At 65.8% G+C, this 23,988-nt stretch carries 19 protein-coding genes; 5 read left to right on the top strand and 14 right to left on the bottom strand.

Features of this window, described 5'->3' with window-relative positions:
• Nucleotide 1: 1 nt before the first annotated feature.
• The 12 genes from infB to BN2503_RS14025 form a co-directional block, all read right to left on the bottom strand.
• Nucleotides 2–2,833 (bottom strand): translation initiation factor IF-2, encoded by a 2,832-nt coding sequence (gene infB / locus BN2503_RS14080; protein WP_054257291.1) that lies wholly within the window; start codon nucleotides 2,831–2,833, stop codon nucleotides 2–4.
• A gap of 24 nt (nucleotides 2,834–2,857) precedes the next feature.
• On the bottom strand, nucleotides 2,858–4,342 hold the full coding sequence (gene nusA / locus BN2503_RS14075; RefSeq protein ID WP_054257290.1) for a transcription termination factor NusA: 1,485 nt from the start codon (nucleotides 4,340–4,342) through the stop codon (nucleotides 2,858–2,860).
• A 74-nt stretch (nucleotides 4,343–4,416) separates the two neighbouring features.
• The gene (gene rimP / locus BN2503_RS14070) at nucleotides 4,417–5,007 is read right to left on the bottom strand and encodes a ribosome maturation factor RimP (RefSeq protein WP_054257289.1); all 591 of its coding nucleotides are present in this window, start codon (nucleotides 5,005–5,007) and stop codon (nucleotides 4,417–4,419) included.
• Between the two features lie 194 nt (nucleotides 5,008–5,201).
• Entirely contained in the window at nucleotides 5,202–5,570 is a 369-nt protein-coding gene (locus BN2503_RS14065) for a thioredoxin family protein (RefSeq protein WP_054257288.1), read from the bottom strand.
• 209 nt (nucleotides 5,571–5,779) lie between these two features.
• Complete coding sequence (locus tag BN2503_RS14060; RefSeq protein WP_054257287.1) at nucleotides 5,780–7,339, bottom strand: fumarate hydratase; 1,560 nt, start codon at nucleotides 7,337–7,339, stop codon at nucleotides 5,780–5,782.
• Nucleotides 7,340–7,501: 162 nt separating this feature from the next.
• A complete protein-coding gene (locus BN2503_RS14055; protein WP_054257286.1) occupies nucleotides 7,502–9,139 on the bottom strand; it encodes an ABC transporter ATP-binding protein in 1,638 nt (545 codons plus the stop codon).
• The gene (locus BN2503_RS14050; RefSeq protein WP_054257285.1) at nucleotides 9,136–10,215 is read right to left on the bottom strand and encodes an ABC transporter permease; all 1,080 of its coding nucleotides are present in this window, start codon (nucleotides 10,213–10,215) and stop codon (nucleotides 9,136–9,138) included. Before BN2503_RS14050 ends, BN2503_RS14055 begins: the two co-directional genes overlap by 4 nt.
• Before the next feature lie 13 nt (nucleotides 10,216–10,228).
• Nucleotides 10,229–11,260 (bottom strand): microcin C ABC transporter permease YejB, encoded by a 1,032-nt coding sequence (locus BN2503_RS14045; protein WP_054257284.1) that lies wholly within the window; start codon nucleotides 11,258–11,260, stop codon nucleotides 10,229–10,231.
• Nucleotides 11,261–11,377: 117 nt separating this feature from the next.
• Nucleotides 11,378–13,258 (bottom strand): extracellular solute-binding protein, encoded by a 1,881-nt coding sequence (locus BN2503_RS14040; RefSeq protein WP_054257283.1) that lies wholly within the window; start codon nucleotides 13,256–13,258, stop codon nucleotides 11,378–11,380.
• Nucleotides 13,259–13,405: 147 nt separating this feature from the next.
• A complete protein-coding gene (locus tag BN2503_RS14035; RefSeq protein WP_082366615.1) occupies nucleotides 13,406–15,157 on the bottom strand; it encodes a bifunctional metallophosphatase/5'-nucleotidase in 1,752 nt (583 codons plus the stop codon).
• Entirely contained in the window at nucleotides 15,154–16,251 is a 1,098-nt protein-coding gene (gene aroC / locus BN2503_RS14030; protein ID WP_054257281.1) for a chorismate synthase, read from the bottom strand. The genes BN2503_RS14035 and aroC overlap by 4 nt, the downstream gene beginning before the upstream one ends.
• Nucleotides 16,252–16,337: 86 nt before the next feature.
• Nucleotides 16,338–16,796: a CBS domain-containing protein gene (locus tag BN2503_RS14025; RefSeq protein WP_054257280.1), complete on the bottom strand. Its 459-nt coding sequence runs from the start codon at nucleotides 16,794–16,796 to the stop codon at nucleotides 16,338–16,340.
• A 90-nt stretch (nucleotides 16,797–16,886) separates the two neighbouring features.
• Here BN2503_RS14025 and BN2503_RS14020 point away from each other — a divergent pair, with 90 nt between their 5' ends.
• Together BN2503_RS14020 and BN2503_RS14015 are read left to right on the top strand one after the other, a co-directional pair.
• Nucleotides 16,887–18,212, top strand: a complete 1,326-nt coding sequence (locus BN2503_RS14020; RefSeq protein ID WP_054257279.1) for an O-acetylhomoserine aminocarboxypropyltransferase — start codon at nucleotides 16,887–16,889, stop codon at nucleotides 18,210–18,212.
• A complete protein-coding gene (locus tag BN2503_RS14015; protein WP_054257307.1) occupies nucleotides 18,212–19,030 on the top strand; it encodes an alpha/beta fold hydrolase in 819 nt (272 codons plus the stop codon). The genes BN2503_RS14020 and BN2503_RS14015 overlap by 1 nt, the downstream gene beginning before the upstream one ends.
• A 52-nt stretch (nucleotides 19,031–19,082) precedes the next feature.
• On the opposite strand, the gene BN2503_RS14010 is transcribed toward BN2503_RS14015, so the two are convergent.
• Complete coding sequence (locus BN2503_RS14010) at nucleotides 19,083–20,348, bottom strand: YihY family inner membrane protein (RefSeq protein WP_054257278.1); 1,266 nt, start codon at nucleotides 20,346–20,348, stop codon at nucleotides 19,083–19,085.
• Nucleotides 20,349–20,369: 21 nt separating this feature from the next.
• Between BN2503_RS14010 and BN2503_RS14005 the strand changes: the two genes are divergently transcribed.
• Both BN2503_RS14005 and BN2503_RS14000 read left to right on the top strand, forming a co-directional pair.
• Entirely contained in the window at nucleotides 20,370–20,768 is a 399-nt protein-coding gene (locus tag BN2503_RS14005; RefSeq protein ID WP_054257277.1) for a DUF2069 domain-containing protein, read from the top strand.
• Nucleotides 20,769–20,780: 12 nt separating this feature from the next.
• The gene (locus tag BN2503_RS14000; RefSeq protein WP_054257276.1) at nucleotides 20,781–22,199 is read left to right on the top strand and encodes an FAD-binding oxidoreductase; all 1,419 of its coding nucleotides are present in this window, start codon (nucleotides 20,781–20,783) and stop codon (nucleotides 22,197–22,199) included.
• An 84-nt stretch (nucleotides 22,200–22,283) separates the two neighbouring features.
• On the opposite strand, the gene BN2503_RS13995 is transcribed toward BN2503_RS14000, so the two are convergent.
• Nucleotides 22,284–22,817, bottom strand: coding sequence for a DUF4124 domain-containing protein (locus BN2503_RS13995; protein ID WP_054257275.1), 534 nt, complete (start codon nucleotides 22,815–22,817; stop codon nucleotides 22,284–22,286).
• A 193-nt stretch (nucleotides 22,818–23,010) separates the two neighbouring features.
• Between BN2503_RS13995 and xth the strand changes: the two genes are divergently transcribed.
• Nucleotides 23,011–23,793 (top strand): exodeoxyribonuclease III, encoded by a 783-nt coding sequence (xth, locus tag BN2503_RS13990; protein WP_054257274.1) that lies wholly within the window; start codon nucleotides 23,011–23,013, stop codon nucleotides 23,791–23,793.
• Nucleotides 23,794–23,988: the final 195 nt, after the last annotated feature.

Genomic DNA, 23,988 nt, shown 5'->3' with positions numbered 1-23,988 from the left:
TTTACAGGGTCCGCGCGATTTCCTTGATCTCGAAGAGCTCCAGCACATCGCCTTCGCGAATGTCGTTGTAGTTCTTGAGCTTGATACCGCACTCGAAGCCTTCCTTGACTTCCTTGACGTCGTCCTTCATGCGGCGCACCGACTCGACCTCGCCCGTGTAGATGACGACGTTGTCGCGCAGCAGGCGGAAACGGCAGCCGCGCGTGACCTGGCCCGACGTGATGTACGAACCCGCCACCGTGCCGATCTTGGAGGCCACGAACACCGTGCGGATCTCGGCGGTACCGAGGGCTTCCTCGCGCTGCTCGGGGGCCAGCATGCCGGACATCGCCGCCTTCAGGTCATCCACTGCGTCGTAGATGATGTTGTAGTAGTTCAGCTGAACGTCGTTGGTCTCTGCGGCCTTGCGGGCGTTGGCGTCGGCACGCACGTTGAAGCCGATGATCAGTGCCTTGGAGGCGATGGCCAGGTTCACGTCGCTCTCGCTGATACCACCCACGCCGGCGTACACCAGCTGCACGCGCACCTCGTCGGTCGAGAGCTTGAGCAGCGAGGCGGCCAGCGCTTCCTGCGAGCCCTGCACGTCGGCCTTGATGATGATGGGCAGGGTCTGCACCTCGCCCGCCTGCATTTCGGCAAAGACGTTCTCCAGCTTGGCGGCCTGCTGCTTGGCCAGCTTGGTGTTACGGAACTTGCCAGCACGGTAGGTCGCGATTTCACGGGCGCGTCGCTCATCGGACAGCACCATGAACTCATCGCCAGCCTGCGGCACTTCCGACAGGCCCTGGATTTCCACGGGAATGGAAGGGCCCGCCGATTTCGTCGCTTTGCCGTTTTCGTCGTTCATGGCGCGCACGCGGCCATAGGTCTGGCCGGCCAGCACCACGTCGCCGACCTTGAGCGTGCCGGACTGCACCAGCACCGTGGCCACAGGGCCACGGCCCTTGTCGAGCTGGGCCTCGATCACCAGGCCCTTGGCCATGGCATCCACCGGGGCCTTCAGTTCAAGCACTTCGGCCTGCAGCAGCACCTGCTCCAGCAGCTCGTCGATGCCCATACCGGTTTTGCTGGAAACAGCCACGAAAGGCGAGTCGCCACCGTACTCTTCGGGCACCACCTCCTCGGCCACCAGCTCCTGCTTGACCTTTTCAGGATTGGCTTCGTGCTTGTCGGCCTTGGTAATAGCGACAACGATCGGCACCTTCGCCGCTTTGGCGTGCTTGATGGCTTCGCGCGTCTGGGGCATCACGCCGTCGTCGGCCGCGCACACCAGAATGACGATGTCCGTCGCCTGGGCACCACGGGCACGCATGGCCGTGAAGGCCTCGTGACCGGGGGTGTCGAGGAACGACACCACACCGCGCGGCGTCTCGACGTGGTAAGCGCCAATGTGCTGCGTAATGCCGCCGGCCTCGCCCACGGCCACCTTGGAGCGGCGGATGTAGTCCAGCAGCGAGGTCTTGCCGTGGTCCACGTGGCCCATCACGGTAACCACCGGAGCGCGCGGCAGCAGCTCGGCCTGCTGGCCCGACACTTCCTCGGCGGTAAAGGCCTCCGGATCGTCCAAGGCAGCCACCACGGCCTTGTGGCCCATTTCCTCGACCACGATCATGGCCGTGTCCTGGTCCAGCGGCTGGTTGATGGTGACCATCTGGCCCATCTTCATCAGTGCCTTGATCACCTCGCTGGCCTTGATGGCCATCTTGTGCGCCAGTTCGGCCACGGTGATGGTCTCGGGGACATGCACTTCGATAATGCGTGCCTCGACCGGCGCGGCTTGCTGGTGCTGGCGCTCATCGCGGTCATTGCCACGGCGGCCACGCGGACCACCGCGCCAGCTGTTGCGCCCGACGCCGCCACTGGCATCGCCCCGGGTCTTGATTTCCTTCTTTTTGGCGGTGTCGTTGGCCCAGCTGGACGACAGCTTGGCAGACTTGACCTCCTTGCCTGCACCGCTGGGGGCAGCGGCCGGAGCACCGGCGCGCGCACCAGCGCTGCCTGCGGCCGGCTTGTGCAGCGTGCCCTTCTTGGCGTCGGCCGCAGGCGCAGCCGCGGGCTTGGGCTCTTCCACCGGTTTCTTGGCCACCAGCACCTTCTTGGGCGCGGCCATCATGGCGCGGATGGCTTCAGCCTCGGCCAATGCCTTGCGGCGACGTTCGTCCAGGTCCTTGGCGCGTGCAGATTCCTCTGCGGCACGGGCCTGGGACTCGGCTTCAGCCTTTGCCCGGGCCTCGGCCTGGGCAGCAGCACGAGCCGAAGCCTCGGCAACGGCCTGTTGCTGCGCTTCCTCACGGGCGGCATTGGCCTGGGCCTTCTTCTGCGCTTCCTGCGCAGCGTAGGCGGCAGCACGTTCCTCGGCCTCGCGTTCGCGCCGCTCACGTTCCTCGCGTTCGCGGCGCTGCTCCACCAGCTCTTCTTCCTGGCGGCGGATCGACTCAGCCTGGCGGCGTGCCTCTTCCTCGCGGCGCACCAGCTCCTGGTCTTCCTGCGACGGCGCGGCGTCCTGCTCTACGGCACCCGGAACATCGGTATCGGCCTCATCACGCTTGATGAGCGTGCGCTTCTTGCGCACCTCGACCTGGATCGTGCGCGCACGGCCTGTGGCATCGGCCTGCTTGATCTCACTGGTGGATTTCTTGACCAACGTGATCTTCTTGCGCTCGGCTGTGCCATGGCTGGCCTGCAGGTAGGCGAGCAGCTTCTGCTTGTCAGGCTCGGTCAGGGCATCCTGCGAGGAAGCCTTGACCACCCCGGCAGCCTTGAGCTGCTCCAGGAGGGTTTCCGGCGATTTTTTGAGTTCAGCGGCAAACTCGGCGACAGTATTCATCGACATATTCGGTACGTACCTCCCTGACCTTTACTCTTGCCCCGTGAACCAGTGCTCGCGCGCCTTCAGGATCAGGGCTTTCGCATCTTCGGCGGACTGGCCGGTCAGTTCGGTCAGCTCATCAATGGCCAGATCGGCCAGGTCGTCGCGCGTGTGCACACCGCCCGCAGCCAGCTTGGCCAGCAAGTCCGGTGTCAGGCCTTCAAGATCACGCAGATCTTGCGACGCGCTACCCACGCTTTCCTCGCGTGCAATTTCCAGCGTGAGCAGTGCGTCCTTGGCACGCGCACGCAGCTCGTTGACGGTGTCTTCGTCAAAGCTCTCGATATCGAGCATCTCCTGCAGCGGCACATAGGCCACTTCCTCAAGGCTCTCGAAACCTTCGGCAATCAGGATGTCGGCGATTTCCTCGTCCACATCTAGCTTTTCCATGAACAGCTTGCGCGTGGCGCTGGTTTCCTCGGCCTGCTTCTGTGCCGATTCGGCCGCATCCATGATGTTGATTTTCCAGCCAGTGAGGTCGGACGCCAGACGCACGTTTTGCCCCCCACGGCCGATGGCGATGGCGAGGTTTTCCTCGTCCACCACCACGTCCATGGCGTGCTTCTCCTCATCAACAACGATGGACTGCACGTTGGCAGGCGCCAGCGCACCAATAACGAACTGCGCAGGATCCTCGCTCCACAGAACGATGTCCACACGCTCGCCCGCGAGCTCGTTGGTCACCGCATTGACGCGCGTGCCGCGCACACCAACGCACGTACCGATCGGATCGACACGCTTATCGTGGCTCAGCACAGCAATCTTGGCACGGCTGCCCGGGTCACGCGCGCAGTTCTTGATCTCCAGCAGACCCTGCTCGATCTCGGGAACTTCGTTGCGGAACAGCTCGATCATGAACTCTGGCGCCGCACGCGACAAGATGATGGGCGCGCCGCGCAGCGTGAGATCCACCTCCATGATCATGGCGCGCACGCGGTCGCCATTACGCAGGTTTTCCTTCGGAATCATCTCCGAACGGCGCAGGCGCCCCTCGACACGGCCGGACTCGACGATGATGTCGCCCTTATCCATGCGCTTGACGGTACCTGTGAAAATGCGCTCACCACGGCTCATGAAGTCGTTGAGCAGCATCTCGCGCTCAGCATCACGGATTTTCTGCAGGATGACCTGCTTGGCAGCCATGGCGCCAATGCGGCCGATCGGCAGCGACTCGATGGTCTCTTCGATGTACTCGCCCACCTGGATGCCATCGACACGCTCTTGCGCATCCATCAGCAGTTCTTCAGCATCAGGATTCTGCAAGCCCGCATCGTCGGGCACGACCAGCCAGCGACGGAAAGTCTCATAGTTGCCACTGTCGCGGTCGATGGACACGCGAATGTCCACTTCACCCTCGTACAGCTTCTTGGTGGCCTGGGCCAGGGCCAGCTCCACCGCCCCGAAGACCACGTCGCGCTCGACGTTTTTCTCGCGCGAAATGGCCTCGACCAGCATCAACAGTTCGCGATTCATGCGACGACTCTCCTATTTTTCCAATCACCCGGGCGCCAGCCGCACCCAGCCGATCACCCCATGCTTTTTGACGACTAGCCTTGCTCCGGCACTTTCTTGGCGCCGCGGCCCTTGAAATCAACGATGGGCGCTAGGCGCGCCTCGCGCAGCTCATCAAGCGTGAACCCGAGCACCTGCAGCGGCGCAGGCACACGCTTCTTGCTGACCTTCTGCCCCGGCTTCAGGGGCGGCTCGTCACTCCAGACGATCTGCCAGCCCCCGAACTCAGCACGGGAGAGCTGGCCACGAAATTTCTTACGATTGGCGCTAACCTGGCCGGCAGCAGCAGCCCCCATGGGGGCCTTCAACGTGATATCGATGACTTCGCCGGTGAAACGCTCGAAATCCAGTTCATTGCGCAGCGGCCGATCGATCCCCGGAGAGGAGACTTCCAAGCGCTTGTAATCGACGTTATCGACTTCCAAGGCGAATTGCAGCTGGCGCGTGACTTTTTCGCAGTCTTCGACCGTAACGAACTGCTCTGGCAGCGCAGGCGCGCCTTCCACAGGCGGCTGCCAGGGCCAGTCGATCGTGATGCGCAGCAGCCCCCCGGCAGAACGCTCAATTTCCACCAGGTCGTAACCCAGTCCGGCCACGGTTTGTTCAACGATTTGCTGCAATGCCACGGGTTCGATTCGTTCCTACCAATACGAAAAACCCGACAGCCGCCCAAACCCTGGTTCTCTTTTCCCGGGCTTTGACTGCTTCGAGCTCCACAATCCATTCGACCAAAAAAAACGGGCGGTTGGTACCCGCCCGTTTGGTCGTGAGATTCGCATTGTATCCTTTTGCGCATTCTTTGGCAAAGACCAGCCCCCATTTATCCACGTGCTGTGTGCAGGCGCTGCCACAGCGCCTGCGCCTCGGCCGACGCCCCTTCGGAAGCGCAAGCGTCGCGCTGCAGATTGACCAGCAGCCGCTCCAGCACGCCCGCCTGCGGCAACAGCGGGCCGAAAAAATAGGCCTGCCGGGCATCGGCAATCAGGAGCGTGGGGAAAGTTTCAACATCGACATCGCCCACCAGCGCCTCCTCGTCCTCGACATCCACCCAGTCGAAACGCACCTGCGGATGCGCCGCAGCCAGCGCATCGAAAACGGCGCGGTACTCACGGCAGACGCCACACCAACCCGCACACAAGCACACAACCGTCCAGGTGGGCGCGGGGGATGCTGCGGTGTCGAGGGTCATACAAAACACTCCTAGGGGTTTCAGCCAAAGACCGCGATGGTAGCGTCGTACGCAGGCCTGCCAAACATCTTGATCGTGCCGCGTCACCCCGCCTATCCATGCACAACCGACCGGCGTGGCAGCACCGGCATACAAGTCCACTCGACCGCCTAAAAAACAAAACCGCCCTAGAGGCGGTTTTGTTTTTCGATGGGAAGAGAAATGCCGCGTCAGATCGACTTCACTTCAATGCCCTTGAACTCTCCGCTGGCGATGCGCTTGCTCCACTCCGCCGGGCCGGTGATGTGGGCGCTGGTGCCACCTGCGTCTACCGCCACGGTCACAGGCATGTCAACCACATCAAACTCGTAAATGGCCTCCATACCCAGATCTTCGAATCCAACGACCTTGGCATGCTTGATGGCCTTACTGACCAGGTAGGCCGCGCCGCCCACGGCCATCAGGTAGGCACTCTTGTGGTTCTTGATGCTCTCGATGGCAACGGGGCCGCGCTCTGCCTTGCCAATCATGGCGATCAGGCCGGTCTTTTCCAGCATCATGTCGGTGAACTTGTCCATGCGCGTGGCAGTGGTGGGGCCGGCGGGGCCCACGGCCTCGTCCTTCACCGGATCGACAGGACCCACGTAGTAGATCACGCGGTTGGTGAAGTCCACCGGCAGCTTTTCGCCCTTGGCCAGCATGTCCTGGATGCGCTTATGGGCGGCATCGCGGCCGGTGAGCATCTTGCCGTTGAGCAGCAGGGTATCGCCAGGCTTCCAACTGGCCACCTCTTCCTTGGTCAGGGTGTTCAGATCAACGCGCTTGGACTTGTTGTAGTCCGGCTCCCAGTCGATCTTCGGCCACAGGTCGAGACTCGGCGCCTCCAGGTACACCGGGCCGGAACCGTCCATCACGAAGTGCGCGTGGCGCGTGGCCGCGCAGTTGGGGATCATGGCCACAGGCTTGCTGGCCGCGTGCGTGGGGTACATCTTGATCTTGATGTCCAGCACCGTGGACAGGCCGCCCAAGCCCTGCGCGCCAATGCCCAGGGCGTTGACCTTTTCATACAGCTCCAGGCGCAGCTCTTCGACCTGGTCGAGCTTCTCGCCGCGCGCCGCCTTGGCTTGCAGCTCGTACATGTCCAGATCTTCCATCAGGCTTTCCTTGGCCAGCAGCACTGCCTTTTCAGCCGTGCCACCGATGCCGATGCCCAGCATGCCCGGCGGGCACCAGCCGGCGCCCATGGTGGGCACGGTCTTGAGCACCCAGTCCACCAGGTTGTCGCTGGGGTTCATCATGACCATCTTGGACTTGTTCTCGCTGCCGCCGCCCTTGGCGGCCACGGTCACGTCCAGCTTGTCGCCGGGCACGATCTGCACGCTGATGACGGCTGGCGTGTTGTCCTTGGTGTTCTTGCGGGCGAACTGGGGGTCCGCGACGACCGAGGCGCGCAGCGTGTTGTCAGGGTGGTTGTAGCCACGGCGCACGCCTTCGTTGATGGCGTCTTCCAGGCTCTGGTCAGCGGCAAAGCCCTCGAAGCGCACGCCCATGCCGATCTTCAGGAACACGTTCACGATGCCCGTGTCCTGGCAGATCGGGCGGTGGCCCGTAGCGCTCATCTTGCTGTTGGTGAGGATCTGCGCCATCGCATCCTTGGCGGCCGGGCTCTGCTCACGCTCGTAAGCGCGGGCCAGGTGCTGGATGTAGTCCGCAGGATGGTAGTAGCTGATGTACTGCAGGGAGGCAGCAATCGATTCCACGAGGTCGTGGTACCGGATGGTGGTGCTCATGGTGGGGACTGAAGTTGTTGGGAAAACAAATATCCCCCGATTATCGCCCCGCCCCCTTGCGCAAAGCTGATACCGCACCGGCCACCCGCAAACGCATGGGCGTGTTTTTACGCCATGCCACCGATGGCCCCCAAGCAGCAAACCGCTACCACTGAAAGCGGTTCACGGCTCCACGGCGGCTTCCGATGCCTCCAGCCCTGCCGCAGCCACCAGCCGCTGGGTATACGGGTGCTGCGGTGCGTCCAGCACCTGGGCCACGCTGCCCTGCTCCACCACCGCACCGTCTTTCATCACCATCACGTCGTGCGCCATGGCGCGGATCACCTGCACGTCGTGGGTGATGAGCAGGTAGCTCAGGCCACGCTCCTTCTGCAGCCGCTGCAACAGCCCCAGCACCTGCTGCTGGATGGTCACGTCGAGCGCACTCGTGGGCTCGTCCAGCACCAGCAGGCGCGGGCCGGTGATGAGCGCGCGCGCGATGGCCAAACGCTGGCGCTGCCCGCCGGAGAATTCGTGCGGGTAGCGCGCCAGCAGGCCGGGAAACTGCGCCTCGGCCAGCCCCACGTCGGCCAAGGCCTGCTGCACGCGAACGCGCCGCGCCGACGCGGACAGGCTTCTTTCATGCACGTGCAGGCCCTCGCCGACGATTTCCTCGACCGTCATGCGCGGCGACAGCGACGAGAACGGATCCTGGAACACCACCTGCACCTGACGGCGCAGCTGCTGGTTGGCGCGCGTGTTGCGCATGGCGGGCTGCTGCCAGGCCTGCCCGGCCACCTGCAGCGCGCCCGTGCAGGGCAGCAGGCCCAGGATGGCCTGCGCCAGCGTGGACTTGCCCGAGCCCGACTCCCCCACCACGCCCAGCGTACGCCCGGGCAGCAGTTGCAAGCTGGCACCCTGCACAGCGACGAATTCGCCTTTGCCAAACCAGCCGCGCACCCCCGGCAAGGCCGTGGGATAGGTCACGCGCAGGCCCTGTGCGTGCAGCACCGGCGCCGCATCGGGAGCGGGCGGCTGCTCGGGCACGTCGCGGCGCGGCTCGCTGGCGATGAGGCGGCGCGTGTACGCATGCTGCGGCGCTGCGAACACCTGCGCCACGCTGCCCTGCTCTACCAGCACGCCCCGCTCCATCACGGCCACGCGGTCGGCGAAGCGGCGCACCAGGTTCAGGTCGTGCGTGATGAGCAGCACCGCCATGCCACGCTTGCGCTGCAGCGCAGAGAGCAGGTCGAGGATCTGCCCGCGCAGCGTCACGTCGAGTGCCGTCGTGGGCTCGTCGGCCAGCAGCAGCGTGGGCTCGCTGGCCAGGGCCATGGCGATCATGGCGCGCTGGCGCTGGCCGCCGCTGAGCTGGTGTGGGTAGCAGCGCGCGCGCCGTTCGGGCTCGGGAATGCCTGTTTGCGCTAGCAGTTCGATAGCTCCCTGCGCGCTCTGGGCGGGCGTTTGCGCCTTTTTTTGTTCCAAAACTTCGGCAATCTGGCGCCCCACCGTCATGAGCGGGTTGAGCGCCGTCATGGGCTCCTGAAACACCATGGCGATCTCGCCGCCACGCACGCCGCGCAGCGCGCGCTCTGAAAGCTGTAGCAGGTCGCGCTCGCCCAGCAAGGCCTGGCCGCTGATTTCAGCATCACCCGCCAGGCGCAGCAGGCTCAGCGCGGTCAGGGTCTTGCCCGAGCCCGATTCGCCCACCAGGGCCAGCTTTTCGCCCGGGGCGATATCGAAGTCCACGCCATGCACCACTTCCTTGGTACCAAAGCGCACGCGCAGGCCGCGCACTTGCAGCAGCGGGGGAGTCATCATCGGTCGGCCTTTCGGGGGTCGAGCGCATCGCGCAGCGCGTCGCCCATGAAGGTGAGCAACAGCAGCGTGGTCACCAGCACGGCGAACGTGGACAGCGAGATCCACCACGCATCGATGCTGGCCTTGCCCTGCGAGAGCAGCTCGCCCAGGCTGGGCGTGCCCGGCGGCACCCCCAGGCCTAGGAAATCAAGCGACGTCAGCGCCAAAATGGCCGCGCTCATGCGAAACGGCAGGAAGGTGACCACGGGCGTGAGGCTGTTGGGCAGGATGTGGCGCCAGATGATCTGCCCACTGGGCACGCCCAGCGCCCGGGCCGCCTTCACGTAGTCGAGCTGGCGGTTGCGCAGGAACTCGGCGCGCACGTAGTCTGACAGCCCCATCCAGCCGAACAGCGACAGCAGCACCAGCAGCAGGGCCACGCTGGGCGCGAACACGGCGCTGAAGATGATGAGCAGGTACAGCTCCGGCATGGAACCCCAGATTTCGATGAAGCGCTGGAACGCCAGGTCGGTCCGCCCGCCAAAGAAGCCCTGGATGGCCCCCGTGAGCACGCCGAGCAGCACGCCCGTCACCGTCAGGGCCAGGCCAAACAGCACACTCACGCGAAAGCCGTACAGAAGCTGGGCCAGCAGGTCGCGCCCGCGGTCGTCGGTGCCCAGCCAGTTGTCGCGCGAGGGCGGCGCAGGGTTGGGCGCCTGGGCGAAGTAGTTGATGGTGTTCTTGCCATAGGGGTTGAGCGTGTATAGCGCCCAATTCCCGTCCCTGGAGAGCTGCGCGCGGATGAAGGGGTCGAGGTAGTCGGTGGGCGTCTGGAAGTCGCCGCCGAAAGTCGTCTCGGGGTAGTCCTTCCACAGCGGCCAATAGGTCTGGCCGGCGTAGCGCACCACCAGGGGGCGGTCATTGCTGATGAGCTCAGCCCCCAGGCTCAAGACCACGAGCACGCAAAACAGCAGCAGGCTCCAGTAGCCCAGCCGGTTGCGCGCGAAGCGCCGCCAGGCGCGGCGCGTGGGCGAGAGGGAGACAGGCGCGGCAGGCACGGCAGGCGCTGCGGCGGAAGGGGGAACGGCGGCGTTCATCGGACGGGGCCCATCAATCGAACTTCACGCGCGGATCGACCCACACGTAGCACAGGTCAGACACCAGCTTGGTCACCAGCCCGATCAGCGTGAACAGGAACAAGGTGCCCAGCACCACGGGGTAGTCGCGCCGGATGACGCTCTCGTAGCTCAGCAGCCCCAGGCCGTCGAGCGAGAACAGCGTCTCGATCAGCAGCGAACCGGTGAAGAACGCCCCGATGAACGCCGCCGGAAAGCCGGTGACGATGGGAATCAGGGCGTTGCGAAACACATGGCGGTACAGCACCTGCCGCTCGCTCAGGCCCTTGGCGCGCGCCGTCAGTACGTACTGCTTGCGAATCTCTTCCAGAAAGGCGTTCTTGGTCAGCATGGCCGTGACCGCGAAACTGCCCGCAACCATGGCCGTTACGGGCAGAGCGATGTGCCACAGGTAGTCCACGATGCGCGCGCCCCACGACAGCTCGTCCCAGTTCGCCGAAGTCAGCCCGCGCAGCGGAAACCACTGCAACTGCCCACCGAAGATGACCAGCAGCGCCACGCCCAGCACGAAGCCCGGGATGGCGTAGCCCACCAAAATAACCAGCGTGGTCACCAAATCGAAGCGCGAGCCCGCGCGCACCGCCTTGGCCACGCCCAGCGGCACCGCAACCAAATAGCTGATGAAAAACGTCCACAGCCCCAGGCTGATGGAGACCGGCAGCTTCTCTTTCACCAGCGTCCACACATCCTTGTTCTGGAAAAAGCTCTTGCCCAAATCAAACCGCGCAAACTGGCCCAGCATTTGAAAGAAGCGCTCATGGGCAGGCTTATCGAAGCCGTACAGCGCCTTGATCTGCTCCAGGCGCTTCGGATCGACACCCTGCGCGCCGCGGTAGGCCAGCCCGCCGCCCTCGCCGCCCTGCCCGCCCACGCCCGCCTTGGCCTCGGCCAAATACTGCTCCACCGGACCGCCCGGCACGAACTGGATCACCACGAAAGCCAGCAGCAACACACCCAGCAGCGTGGGCAGCATGAGGAGAACGCGCTTGAGAACGTAGGCAAACATGGTTGGCGATTATGTCGCGCAGGCTGGGGGGAGGCCGCCAAGCAGCGCACACCCCAGCCAGCGCAGAAAAATAACAGTAGAAACTGGCCCTAGGCCTTTCTGGGAAAGCGCTAGCAGCTATCGTTTTTGAATATTTTCCGGGGTGGCCCACCAGGTGTTCACCGCCCACATTTCCCCCGGCGAATACGGCGGCGGCACCTCGGGCCGCGCCAGGCGCCAGGCGTTGTAGGCCAGGCGGTGCGTGGGCCCGTACCACTGCGGGATCAGGTAGTGGCCATGCGCGATAACGCGCTCCAGCGCATGGCAGGCGGGCAGCATCTCGGCCTGGGTCTTGGCAGCGGTCATGGCCGCGACCAGGGCGTCCACGGCGGGGCTCTTCACGCCAGCGAAGTTGCCCGAATCCTCGGTGTCGGCCGCCTGGCTGCCGAACAGGTCGGCAAACTCCTGGCCCGGGTTGTTGGTGCCTTGGTAGGCGATGGAGGTGATGTCGAAATCGAACTTCTGCAGCCGCTGCTGGTACAGCGCGAAGTCCACCGGCCGAAAGCGCAGCTCAATCCCGAGCTTTTCGAGGTTCCGGGCCCACGGCGCCACGGTGCGGATACTGCCTTCGTTGCTGTCGAGGTACTCCAGCACCAGCGCCTGGCCCTTGGGCACGCCCTGGGCGCTGGCGCTGCGCAGCACGCCGTCCTGCACCTCCCAGCCCGCCTCGCGCAGCAGGGCCTGGGCACGGCGCAGGTTCGCGCGCAGCGACGAGGGCGGCGCCGTGCTGGGGGGCTCCGTCATGGGGCCGAAAGCCGCCGCCGGAATCTGCGGGCGCCAGGGCGCCATGAGTGCCAGCTCTTCGGGCGATGGCGTGCCGCGCGTTTCGCAGGCCGTGTTGCCGAACAGGCCGTTCACGCGCCGGTAGGCACCGTAGAACATCTGGCGGTTCATCCACTCGAAATCCATCGCCAGCCCCAGCGCTTCGCGCACGCGCACGTCGGCCAGCAGCGGGCGGCGCACGTTGAGCACATAGCTCTGAAAGCCGGCAGGCAGCTTGTGCGCAAACTCGCCCTTGACCAGCTCGCCGGTGCCGAACTTGCGGCCCGTCACGCGCCGTGCCCAGTCGCCCGCGCTGAAGAAGCGCATCAGGTCGAACTCGCCTGCCTTCAGTGCTTCGAGCTTGGCGGTGTTGTCGCGGTAGATCTTCACGCTGATGCGGTCGAAGTTGGCCTGGCCCTTGCGCACGTTCAGGTCGCGCGCCCAGTAGTTGCTGTCGCGCACATAGGTGATGTCTTTGCCGAAGCGCACCGGGCCGATACGGTAAGGGCCGCTGCCGATGGGCTCGTCCATCACCACCTGGTCGAACGGCTGGGGCTTGCCGTCTTCGCCCAGGCCCCAGTCGCGGCTGAACACGGGCAGGCCGCCCACCGTCAGTGGCAGCTCCCGGTTGGGCTTGTGGAAGCGAAAGCGCACCGTGCGCGCGTCCAGCACGTCGGCGCCCGCCACGTCGGCAAGCAGCGTCTTGTAGCCTGGCGCGGTGTAGGGGCTCAAGAGGGTTTCGTAGCTGTGCTTCACGTCCTCGGCCAGCACGGGCTTGCCGTTGTGAAAGCGCGCCTCGGGCCGCAGCCGGAAAGTGGCAGAAAGCCCGTCCGGCGCCACGGTGACATCCTCGGCCAGCAAGCCATAACCGGCGGCCGTTTCATCCATGGGACCCGCGAGCAGGCTGTCGAACAGCAGGTCCGACAGGTAGGCCGGTGCGTTGCCTTTGATCGTGAACGGGTTGTACTTGTCGAAAGTGGACACGCGCAGGTTGCTCACCAGGCGCAACTCGCCCCCCTTGGGGGCCGCCGGGTTCACGTAGTCGAAATGGTCAAACTGCGCCGGGTACTTGAGCTGGCCCCAGAGCGCGTAGCCATGCCCGGCCCAGGCGGCCCCAGGCAGGCCCAGACAGGCCGCGCCCACCGCCCACGTCACGGACAGCACGGCGGCCCGGATTTTGCAAAGTCTCTTGCTCATCACCACGACTGCATCCTCGAAACCCTTGTTCCATGGCGCCCCATGCGCGAGCGCCCGAGTGTATCGGCGCATGGTGCGGATCAAAAACACCGCCCCATGCGCTGACGCCCCCAGCGCCGCCGGACGGCGGGCCGGCCTTGCCGGGCCTCAGCCGCCCACGCGCGTGATGCGATCGGCCCGCGGGGGCGCCACCGGGCTGTGGAGGCGGAAATAGTCCTCGAACACATCCAGGTCCTGCCCGCCGCCCACGGCATCCACCCCCTGCGGGAAGACCGTGAAGTTGTCTCCACCCGCCGCCAGGTAGCTGCTGACCACGACGCGCAGCGTGTCCTGCGGCGCGATCGGGCGCCCCTGCAACGTCAGCCCCTGCACGCGTTGGCCACGCGGCTGGGAGAGGTCGTAGCGGTAGCTAAAGCCCTCGGACACCGACAGCACGCGCGGGCTCTGCACCGTGTTGCTGCCGCTGTCGAACTGCTGCTCCAGCAGCGCCTGCAACTGCGCGCCGGTGTAGCTGCGCACCACCAAGCTATTGCCGAAGGGCTGGACCGCGAACAACTGGCCGTAGCGCACCAGCCCCTGCTCGTCGGGCAGCAGGTCGGCGCGCACGCCGCCCGGGTTCATGAAGGAAATCTGCGCACCGCCACGCTCGGGCGCGCGCGTTGCGGCCAGTTGGGCGTCGGCGATCAGGTTGCCCAGCACCGATTCGCCCGAGGGCTGGCGCTGGCGCAAAAACGGCCCGCTGGCCTGCCCCACCGGGCGCTGCGCCAGCGGCACGGCCGCTTCGCGGTAGCGCTCCACCAGGCGTGCCACGCCCGCATCAGGAGCGAACACCGGAAAACCCGGGTGCAGCTCCACACGCCCCTGCGCGCTGGTGAACGGCGCGCCCTGCACGATGACCTGGCGCGCGCTCTTGTGCACCACGCGGCGCGCGCGCGTGTCCACGGACAGGCGGATTTCGGTCAGCAGCGTGCCGTAGTAGCCCGCGCTGGTGAGCAAGAAGGGCCGCGCCGCGTTGACTTGCCCGTAGTCACAGACATAGGCCTGGTGGGTGTGGCCTGACACCACCACATCCACCGACGGGTCGAGCCGCTCCAAGATGGGCACGATGTCGCCACTCAGCCCTTCGCAGCCCGGCGCAGTGACAGGCGCCGTGGCGCTGCCACCTTCGTGGATGACAGCCACGATCACATCGGCCCCCTGCGCACGCAGCACTGGAATCAGTGCGTTGGCGGTGTCTGCCTCGTCGGCAAAGCGCAACCCGGCCACGCCGCTGGGCGTGACCATGGTGGGCGTGGTACGCAGCGTCAGACCGATAAAGCCCACCGTGATGGTGGCGCCATTCTCGGTAAAGCGCTTGAGCCCGGTGGCCGGCAGCAGGGTTTGGCCATCGGCGCGGAAGGTGTTGGCCGTGAGAATGGGAAAGCGCGCCCCCGTGAACGGCTGGCTGAGCTGGCAGGGCTCGCGCACGGTGTGCTTCTCGCAACCGCCCTGCTGCAGCCGCAGCAGCTCGCGCCAGCCCCGGTCGAACTCGTGGTTGCCGGCCGCGTGAAAATCCACACCCATGGTGTTGAAGGCCTCGATCGTCGGTTCGTCGAGGAACAACGCCGACACCAGCGGCGACGCGCCGACCATGTCCCCCGCCGACACCACCGCATGGTGCGGGTGGCGCGCCTTCAGCGCGGCAATGGCGCTGGCAAAGTGCGCCGCCCCGCCCGCCGGCACCTGCGTCGCGCCGGTGCTGGCGGGCACCGGCACGGCCAGGTGCGGTGGCTCCAGGTTGCCGTGGAAATCGTTGAAGCTGATCAGGGCGATATCCATGACCGGCGCTGGCGTGCTGCCACAGCCCGCCAGCAAGCCCGCGCACAGCGCCAGGGCGGCGCTATACAGGCGCGCGCTCATGGCCGCGCCGCGGCGATGGGCGGCACGGCCTGGGCCACGCCGCCGCACTGCGCGCGGTGGCGCAGCGCGTGGTCCATCAGCACCAGCGCCAGCAGCGCCTCGGCAATGGGCGCAGCGCGGATGCCCACACACGGGTCGTGGCGGCCCTTGGTCACCACCTCCACCGGCTGGCCAGCGATGTCGATCGACGGGCGCGGGCTGAGGATGGAGCTGGTGGGCTTGATGGCAATGCCGACCTCGATGTCCTGGCCCGTGCTGATGCCGCCGAGCACGCCGCCCGCGTGGTTGCTGGCAAAGCCCTCGGGGGTGAGCGCATCGCCATGCACGGTGCCGCGCTGCGCCACGCTGGCGAAGCCGGCGCCAATCTCCACGCCCTTGACGGCGTTCAGGCCCATCATGGCGTGGGCAATATCGGCGTCCAGCCGGTCGTACAGCGGCTCGCCCAGGCCCACGGGCACGCGCGTGGCCTGCACACGCAGGCGCGCACCGCAGGAGTCGTGCGCCTTGCGCAGGGCATCCATGTAGTCCTCGTAGGGCTGCACGTCGGCCACAGGCGCGAAAAAGGGGTTGTTCGGCACATGCTCCCAGCCCTCGAACGGGATGGGCAGCTCGCCCAGCTGCGTCATGCAGGCACGGAACTCGGTACCAAACTGCTCACGCAGCCACTTCTTGGCCACAGCCCCGGCCGCCACGGTGGGTGCGGTTAGCCGGGCCGAAGAGCGCCCACCACCGCGCGGGTCGCGCAGACCGTACTTATGCCAGTAGGCATAGTCGGCATGGCCAGGACGGAAGGTGCGCAGGATGTCGCCGTAGTCCTTGCTGCGCTGATCGGTGTTGCGGATCAACAGCGCGATGGGCGTGCCGGTGGTGCGGCCTTCATACACGCCGGAGAGGATCTCCACCGCATCCGGCTCGTTGCGCTGCGTCACGTGGCGGCTGGTGCCGGGGCGGCGGCGGTCCAGGTCGTGCTGGATGTCGGCTTCGCTCAAAGCCATGCCCGGGGGGCAGCCGTCAATCACGCAGCCAATGGCCGGGCCGTGGGATTCACCGAAGTTGGTGACGCAAAAAAGGGTGCCTAGGGTGTTGCCGCTCATAGAGGTGGAATTATCGTGCACTCACAAAAAAATAGCTGCCAGCGCTTGTCTGGCAAGCCCTGGCAGCCGTTTTGGCGTAAAAAATATCAGGACTGCGCCTGGCTCGGCTCCTCCTGCGGCCAGTCGCGGATGTAGGCCTTGAGCAGCTTGTTCTCGAAGTTCTGGCTGTCCACCACGGCCTTGGCCACGTCGTAGAAGCTGACCACGCCCATGAGCATGCGGTTTTCCATCACCGGCATGTAGCGCGCGTGGCACCCCAGCATCATGCGGCGCACTTCGTCCATGTCGGTCTCCAGCGTGCAGGTCAACGGCGCGTCGTCCATGGCGGTACGCACCAGCATGGTGCCCACGCTGCCGCCATTGCGGGCCAGTACCAGGTTGATCTCGCGGAAAGTGAGCATGCCCACAAGGTCGCCGTACTCCATCACCACCAGCGAGCCAATGTCGCGCTCGGCCATGGTCTGCACGGCTTGCGCCAGATGTTCGTCGGGGTGAACGGTGTAGAGGGTGTTGCCCTTGACGCGCAGGATGTCGCTGACTTTCATGACGGTGTCTTTTCCAGAAGTGCTCGGGGGAATATAGCCCACAAATACCCCACAATGGTGCGCGCATTGTTTACCTTGGAGACACAAAAGATGCCCGGATATTCCGACCCTGGCTTCGACACGCTCGCGCTGCACGCGGGCGCCCAGCCAGACCCCGCGACCGGCGCGCGCGCCACGCCCATCCATCTCACGACCTCGTTCGTGTTCGAGTCGAGCGACCACGCCGCCGCGCTGTTCAACATGGAACGCCCGGGGCATGTGTACAGCCGCCTGAGCAACCCGACCAACGCCGTACTGGAGCAGCGCGTGGCGGCGCTGGAAGGTGGCGTGGGCGCCGTCGCCACGGCCAGTGGCCAGGCTGCGCTGCACCTGGCCATCGCCACGCTGATGGGCGCGGGCGGGCACATCGTGGCCAGCACGGCGCTGTACGGTGGCTCGCACAACCTGCTGCACTTCACGCTGCGCCGCTTTGGCATCGAAACCACCTTCGTACCGCCCGGCGACCTGGACGCCTGGCGCGCCGCCGTGCGGCCCAGCACGCGCCTGTTCTTTGGCGAGACTGTGGGCAACCCGGGGCTGGACGTGCTCGATATTCCGGCCGTCGCGCAGATCGCCCACGACGCGGGCGTGCCGCTGCTGGTGGACTCCACCCTGACCTCGCCCTGGCTCATCAAGCCCCTGGAACTGGGCGCCGACCTGGTCTACCACTCTGCCACCAAGTTCCTCTCGGGCCACGGCACGGTGATGGGCGGCGTGGTGGTCGATGGCGGCAGCTTCGACTGGGACGCCTCGGGGCGCTTCCCCGAACTGGCAGCCCCCTACGACGGCTTCCACGGCATGGTGTTTTCGGAGGAAAGCAGCGTCGGCGCCTTCCTGCTGCGCGCGCGCCGCGAAGGCCTGCGCGACTTCGGCGCCTGCATGAGCCCGCACACCGCCTGGCTGATCCTGCAGGGCATTGAAACCCTGCCGCTGCGCATGGAGCGCCACATGCGCAACACCGAGAAGGTGGTGCAATTCCTGGCCAGCCACCCCTTCGTCTCGCGCGTGGGCCACCCGCTGCTCGAATCCCACCCCAGCCACCAGTTGGCGCAAAAGCTGCTGCCGCGCGGCGCGGGCTCGGTGTTCAGCTTCGACATCAAAGGCAGCCGGGTACAGGGCAAAGCCTTCATCGAGGCGCTGCAGCTGTTCAGCCACCTGGCGAACGTGGGCGACTGCCGCTCGCTGGTGATCCATCCGGCCAGCACCACGCACTTCCGCATGAGCGATGAAGCGCTGGCAGGCGCGGGCATCGGGCAGGGCACCATCCGCCTGTCGATCGGCCTGGAAGATGCCGACGACCTGATCGCCGACCTGCAGCGGGCCCTCAAGGCCGCAGAGAAATTCACCGCAGCCCCGACAGCAAAGGCAGGTGCATGATGCTCTACACCGTCAACGGCGCCCCCGCCTACTGCTACACCGCCGGCAAGCCTTTCGATCCGGCCAAACCTACCGTCGTCTTCATCCACGGCGTGCTGTGCGACCACAGTGTATGGGCCCTGCAAAGCCGCTACCTGGCCAACCACGGCTGGAACGTGCTGGCCGTGGACCTGCCCGGCCATGCGCGCAGCCAGGGCGAAGCCCCGGCCAGCGTGGAACAGGCGGCGGATTTCATCGTCGCGCTGCTGGACACCGTGGGCGTACCGCGTGCCGCGCTGGTCGGCCACAGCTGGGGCTCGCTCATCGCCATGGAGGCGGCTGCACGCCTGGGAGAACGCGCCACGCATCTGGTCATGGTCGGCTCGTCCTATCCCATGAAGGTGTCGCCCGCCCTGCTCGACTCGGCCCTGAACACGCCCGAGAAGGCGCTGAAGATGGTCACCGTGTTCTCCTGCAGCACGTTGGCACCGCCCTCGGGTGCGGGCTCGTGGGTGTTTGGCGCCGGCATGGCGCTGGGGCGGCGCGTGCTGCGCAGCAACGCCCAGATCAACCTGCTGCACCGTGGCTTCACGGCCTGCGACAGCTACACCCGCGGCGAACAGGCCATGGCGGCAGTGCAGTGCCCGGTGCTGTTTGTGCTCGGCGAGAAGGACCAGATGACCCCGCCCAAGGCCGCACAAACGCTGGTCAACGCCGCACGCAGTGCCGTGCGCCAGGTGCAGGTGGTGACGGTGCCCGTGGGCCACAACCAGATGACCGAGGCGCCCGACGCCACGCTGGCGGCGCTGCGCGACTTCCTGGCGCAAGCCTGGCTCTGAGAATCAGCGGCATTTTGGGCTCCAGCGCTTACCCAGAAAGCGCTGGCAGCTCTTATTTCAGGAGCACACCACCGCCGTCTTCCAGCGCGTCCGCCAAGCGCAGGCCGTCCAGGCCGGCGCGGCGCCACAGCGGCGCCAGGCTGTCGTCCGGCGCCACCAGCAGCCGGGCCACCAGGGGCGCCAGTGGCGTGGTCTGCACGTCAGCCAGCAGCACGAAGCGCGGCGGCTGGTCGCTGCTGCCCAAGGGCAGGTCGCTCATCTGCCCCACCCAGTCGAGCGCGCACAGCGCCTCCAGCACGGGTTCGAGCTGCACCACGTCCACGCGCAGGCGCTGGGCCAGTTGCTGCATGCGCAGGCCCTTGTGCGGCAGTGCGCGTGCGTGGTGGAGCTGCTGCAGCACTTCCACCGCCAGAACGAAGCCCCCGCCCTGGCGGCTGGGCGTGCGCGCCACACCGGCCAGCAGACTCGGCAGGTAGGCCGTAACCACGGCCCCGGCCAGCACGATGACCCAGGCCACGTAGATCCAGATCAGCAAAATGGGCAGCGTGGCGAAGGTGCCGTAGATCACCGAGTACGTGGGCACCTGCGCCAGATACATGCCCAGCACCTTCTTGGCCAGCTCCATGGCCAGGGCCGCGAAAAGCCCCCCGGTCCAGGCATGGCGCCACTGCACCTGCGTGTTGGGCACGTAGTGGTACAGCCCCGCCATGCCCGCAGCGAGCACGAAAAACTCAATCGAATCGAACACCAGCCGCACGCTGGCGGGCAGCTGCGCCACCATGCCGCGCGAGGCCGACATGACATAGGACGTCAGCACCAGGCTCAGCCCCAGCAGCAGCGGCCCCAGCGTAATGGCGGCCCAGTAGATGAGCACGCGCTGGCCCAGCGGCCGCAGCCGGCGCACGCGCCAGATGGTGTTGAGGGTGCGGTCGATGGTCAAAATCAGCATCAGCGCCGTGACCATGAGCATGGAAAAACCGGCCATCCCCAGCCGGCTGGCCTTGGCCGCGAACTGCGTGATGTAGCCCAGCACCTGGCGCGCGATGGTTTCGGGAATCAGGCTGTCGATCAGCCAGCGCTGCAGCACCTCCTGTGCCTTGCCGAAGATGGGAAACGCCGTAAACGCCGCCAGCGCCACCGTGGCGAACGGCACCAGCGCCAGGATGGTGGTGAAGGTGAGGCTGCTGGCCGTGAGGCCGAGCCGGTCCTCCTGGAAGCGCTGGCCCAGCGTGCGCACCGTGGAGCGCCAGGGAAAGTGCGCCAACCGCGCCAGCAGCGCCCGGACGTGCCGCACCGCATTCTGTAAGGACAAGGACATGGCCGATATGATGCCAGCCCGATGACGACCAACACCCCTTCCCGCCCCCCTGCCCCGGTGGCCGCCACACGCTGGCTCGCCGTGGGCAGCCTGCTGGGGCTGATCCTGCTGTGCCTGGCCTGGGAGCTGGCCCTGGCCCCCGTTCGCCCCGGCGGCTCGTGGCTCGCACTCAAGGCGCTGCCGCTGTGCATTCCGCTGGCCGGCCTGCTGAAGAACCGCATGTACACCTACCGCTGGGTCAGCCTGGTGGTGTGGCTTTACTTTACTGAGGGCGTGGTGCGCGCCTGGAGCGACAAGCCCCCGAGCAACTGGCTGGCCCTGGGCGAAGTCGCCCTGTGCCTGCTGCTGTTCATCGCCTGCGCGCTGCACGTACGCCTGCGCCAGCGCGCCGCGCGCCTGGCCACTGCGGCCTCTGCCTGAAAGCCCACCGCCATGACCAACCTGCTCGACACCCTGCGTGCCACCGTGGGCCCGGCCCACGTCCTCGCCGAGGGCGATCTCACGGCCTGGGAACAGGACTGGCGCCGCCGCGCGCGTGGCAAGGCGCTGGCCGTGGTGCGCCCCGGCTCCACCGCCGAGGTAGCCGCCGTGGTGCGTGCCTGTGCCCAGGCGGGCACTTCAATCGTGCCGCAAGGCGGCAACACCGGCCTGTCGGTCGGCTCCACACCCGACGCCAGCGGCACCCAGGTGGTACTGAGCCTGGCGCGTTTGAACGCCGTACGAGCCATCGACAAGGACAACCTGACGTTGACCGTGGAGGCCGGCTGCATTCTGCAGAACGTGCAGGCGGCCGCAGCCCAAGCGGGCCTGCTGTTCCCCCTCAGCCTGGCGGCCGAGGGCAGCTGCACCATCGGCGGCAACCTGGGCACCAACGCGGGCGGTACGCAGGTCGTGCGCTATGGCAACGCACGCGAGCTGTGCCTGGGGCTGGAGGTAGTGACGCCCCAGGGCGAGGTGTGGCATGGTCTCAAGGGGCTGCGCAAGGACAACACCGGCTACGACCTGCGCGACCTGTTCATTGGCAGCGAGGGCACGCTGGGCGTCATTACCGCCGCCACGCTCAAGCTCTTTCCACAACCCGCTGCCAGCCTCACTGCCTGGGCGGCCGTGCCTTCCATGGAGGCTGCCGTACGCCTGCTGGGCTTGGCGCACCAGCACCTGGGCGCGGGGCTGACGGGGTTCGAGGTGATGGGGCGCTTCGCCCTGTCGCTGGTGGCCAAGCACATGCCACAACTGCGCGTACCTTTCATGGAGCGAGAGGACGTGCCCTACTGCGTGCTGCTGGAGAACGCCGACAGCGAGTCCGAGGCGCACGCGCGTGCGCGCTTTGAGGCACTGCTGGAAACCGCCTTCGAGGACGGCTGCGTGCAGGACGCGGTGGTGGCCGAGAGCCTGGCGCAAGCGCACGGCCTGTGGCACATCCGCGAAAGCATTCCGCTGGCCCAGGCCGAGGAAGGGCTGAACATCAAGCACGACATCTCGGTACCGATCTCGCGCATCCCGGCGTTCTGCGAATACACCGATGCACTGCTGGCACGCGAGATTCCCGGTGTACGCCTGGTCAACTTCGGCCACCTGGGCGATGGCAACCTGCACTACAACGTGCAGACCCCCGAGGGCAGCGACGCCCGCGCCTTCCTGCGCGACCAGGAAACGCACGTGAACCATCTGGTCTACGAGGCTGTGGCACGGTTCGGCGGCGCATTCTCTGCAGAGCACGGCGTGGGCGGGCTGAAGGTGGCCGAGCTGGAAAAATACCAGCCGCCCGTAGCGCTGGGCATGATGCGTGCGATCAAGCAGGCGCTGGATCCGCAGGGGATCATGAATCCAGGGCGTGTGCTCAGGCGATAAAGAGCGAACCTTTCTAACGCTGCGGCTGGATGAAAACCTTTGCAAGCCGCCAGAAGCATCAGAGGCCCGTTGATGCGCGCCCCTCTACTTGCTGGCGCGCTCTTTTTCGCGCAAACGCTGCAGCTCATCTTCCAGTCGATTGCGCACAGTTGTCAGTTGCTGCAGCCGGCTTGCGCATTCGGTGGCCAGTGCTTGGATTTCAGTGGCGCTGGTGTTGGCAAGAACCGCTGCCGTGAGGCTGTCTTGGGCGTTGCGTTTCTCTTCGAGCAGCGCGCGGCGGCGCTCGTCACAGCGTGCGTTGTGGCTGTCAATATCGGCGTTGGCCTCAAAAATCCCGCGATTTTCAAGATAGGTTTTCCGATCCCATTCCTCAAACGACAACTTTCGTCCCTTGGCCGCCGCTGGTGCGGCTGCACCCGCAGCGTCACTCGCCGCTGCAGCCGGAGCGGGCTTTGCCAGCCCGCTGGCGGGCCGCACCTCGATCACACCGCCAACACCAAGGCATGGCGCATCTTGAAAAGATGTGCGGCCATCATCGCCCACGCACTTGTTGATGGCCCACGCCCCATCAACGACAACACCCAAAATGCATGCAAAAGCAACCATCTTCAGCCACATAAAACCCCCATTGCGAACAGCCCCAGGCTGGTGAAAGTTGGCACGTGCGCGGCAGGATCACCGCAGAACCACTGGCACACCACCTGGCGGCTAGATCAGATAAGAATGGCGGGATATGAATGCTGGGCCGCAAAGCCCGCAGCAGCCCCGCAAAGCGCCATAAGACATTGATTTCAACATATTTGGGTATTTCATGAAGATTGCCACCTGGAACGTCAACTCCCTCGCCGTCCGTTTGCCCCAGGTTCTGGACTGGCTGGCAGCAAACCCTGTCGATGCACTGGCCCTGCAGGAGCTCAAACTCACAGACGACAAGTTTCCTGCGGATGCCCTCGCCGCTGCGGGCTACCAAACCGTCGCATTCGGGCAAAAGACGTACAACGGCGTGGCCATCCTGAGCCGTCACCCCCTGCGGGGCGTGGTGCGCAATATTCCGGGTTTCGAGGACGAGCAGGCGCGCGTGATCGCCGCCACCCTGGATACGCCCGCCGGGCCGCTGCGCCTGGTGAACGGCTACTTCGTCAACGGGCAGGAACCAGGCAGCGACAAGTTCGCCTACAAGATGCGCTGGCTGCAGGCCCTACAGGACTGGCTGCGCGGCGAACTGGCGCAGCACCCACGCCTGGCGCTGGTGGGCGACTTCAACGTCGCCCCGGAAGACCGTGACAGCTATGACCCCGAAGGCCTGCGCGAAACCATCCACCACACCACGCAGGAACGCCAGCATTTCCAGGCGCTGCTGGGCCTGGGCCTGACGGATGCGTTCCGCCTGTTTGAACAGCCGGAAAAGAGCTTTTCCTGGTGGGACTACCGCATGCTGGGCTTCCAGAAGAACCGCGGCCTGCGCATCGACCACATCCTGGTCAGCCAGGCGCTCACGCCCTTGGTCACCGCCTGTACGGTGGATCGCCAGCCGCGCAAGAACAAGCAACCGAGCGACCACGCCCCCGTGGTGGCTACGCTGCAGGCCCTGTAAGCCGGGGAAAGACTCCTTTTTTAATAGCTTCTAGCGCTTGCCAGTAAAGGGCTAGGGAAGGTCTGCAAAACCCAGTCCGCCTGCGTGTCCGAGCTGACTGAGGCACGTTGAGTTTCGCGATGCGGATCGAAGCGACGATGGCAGCTCGATTCGCCGGCAAATTCCGGCGTTATGAGCCAGCGGCACGCCCATTTG

Source organism: Paenacidovorax caeni, assembly GCF_001298675.1.
GTDB lineage: Bacteria > Pseudomonadota > Gammaproteobacteria > Burkholderiales > Burkholderiaceae_C > Paenacidovorax > Paenacidovorax caeni.
This window is presented reverse-complemented; position numbering and strand designations above follow the sequence as displayed.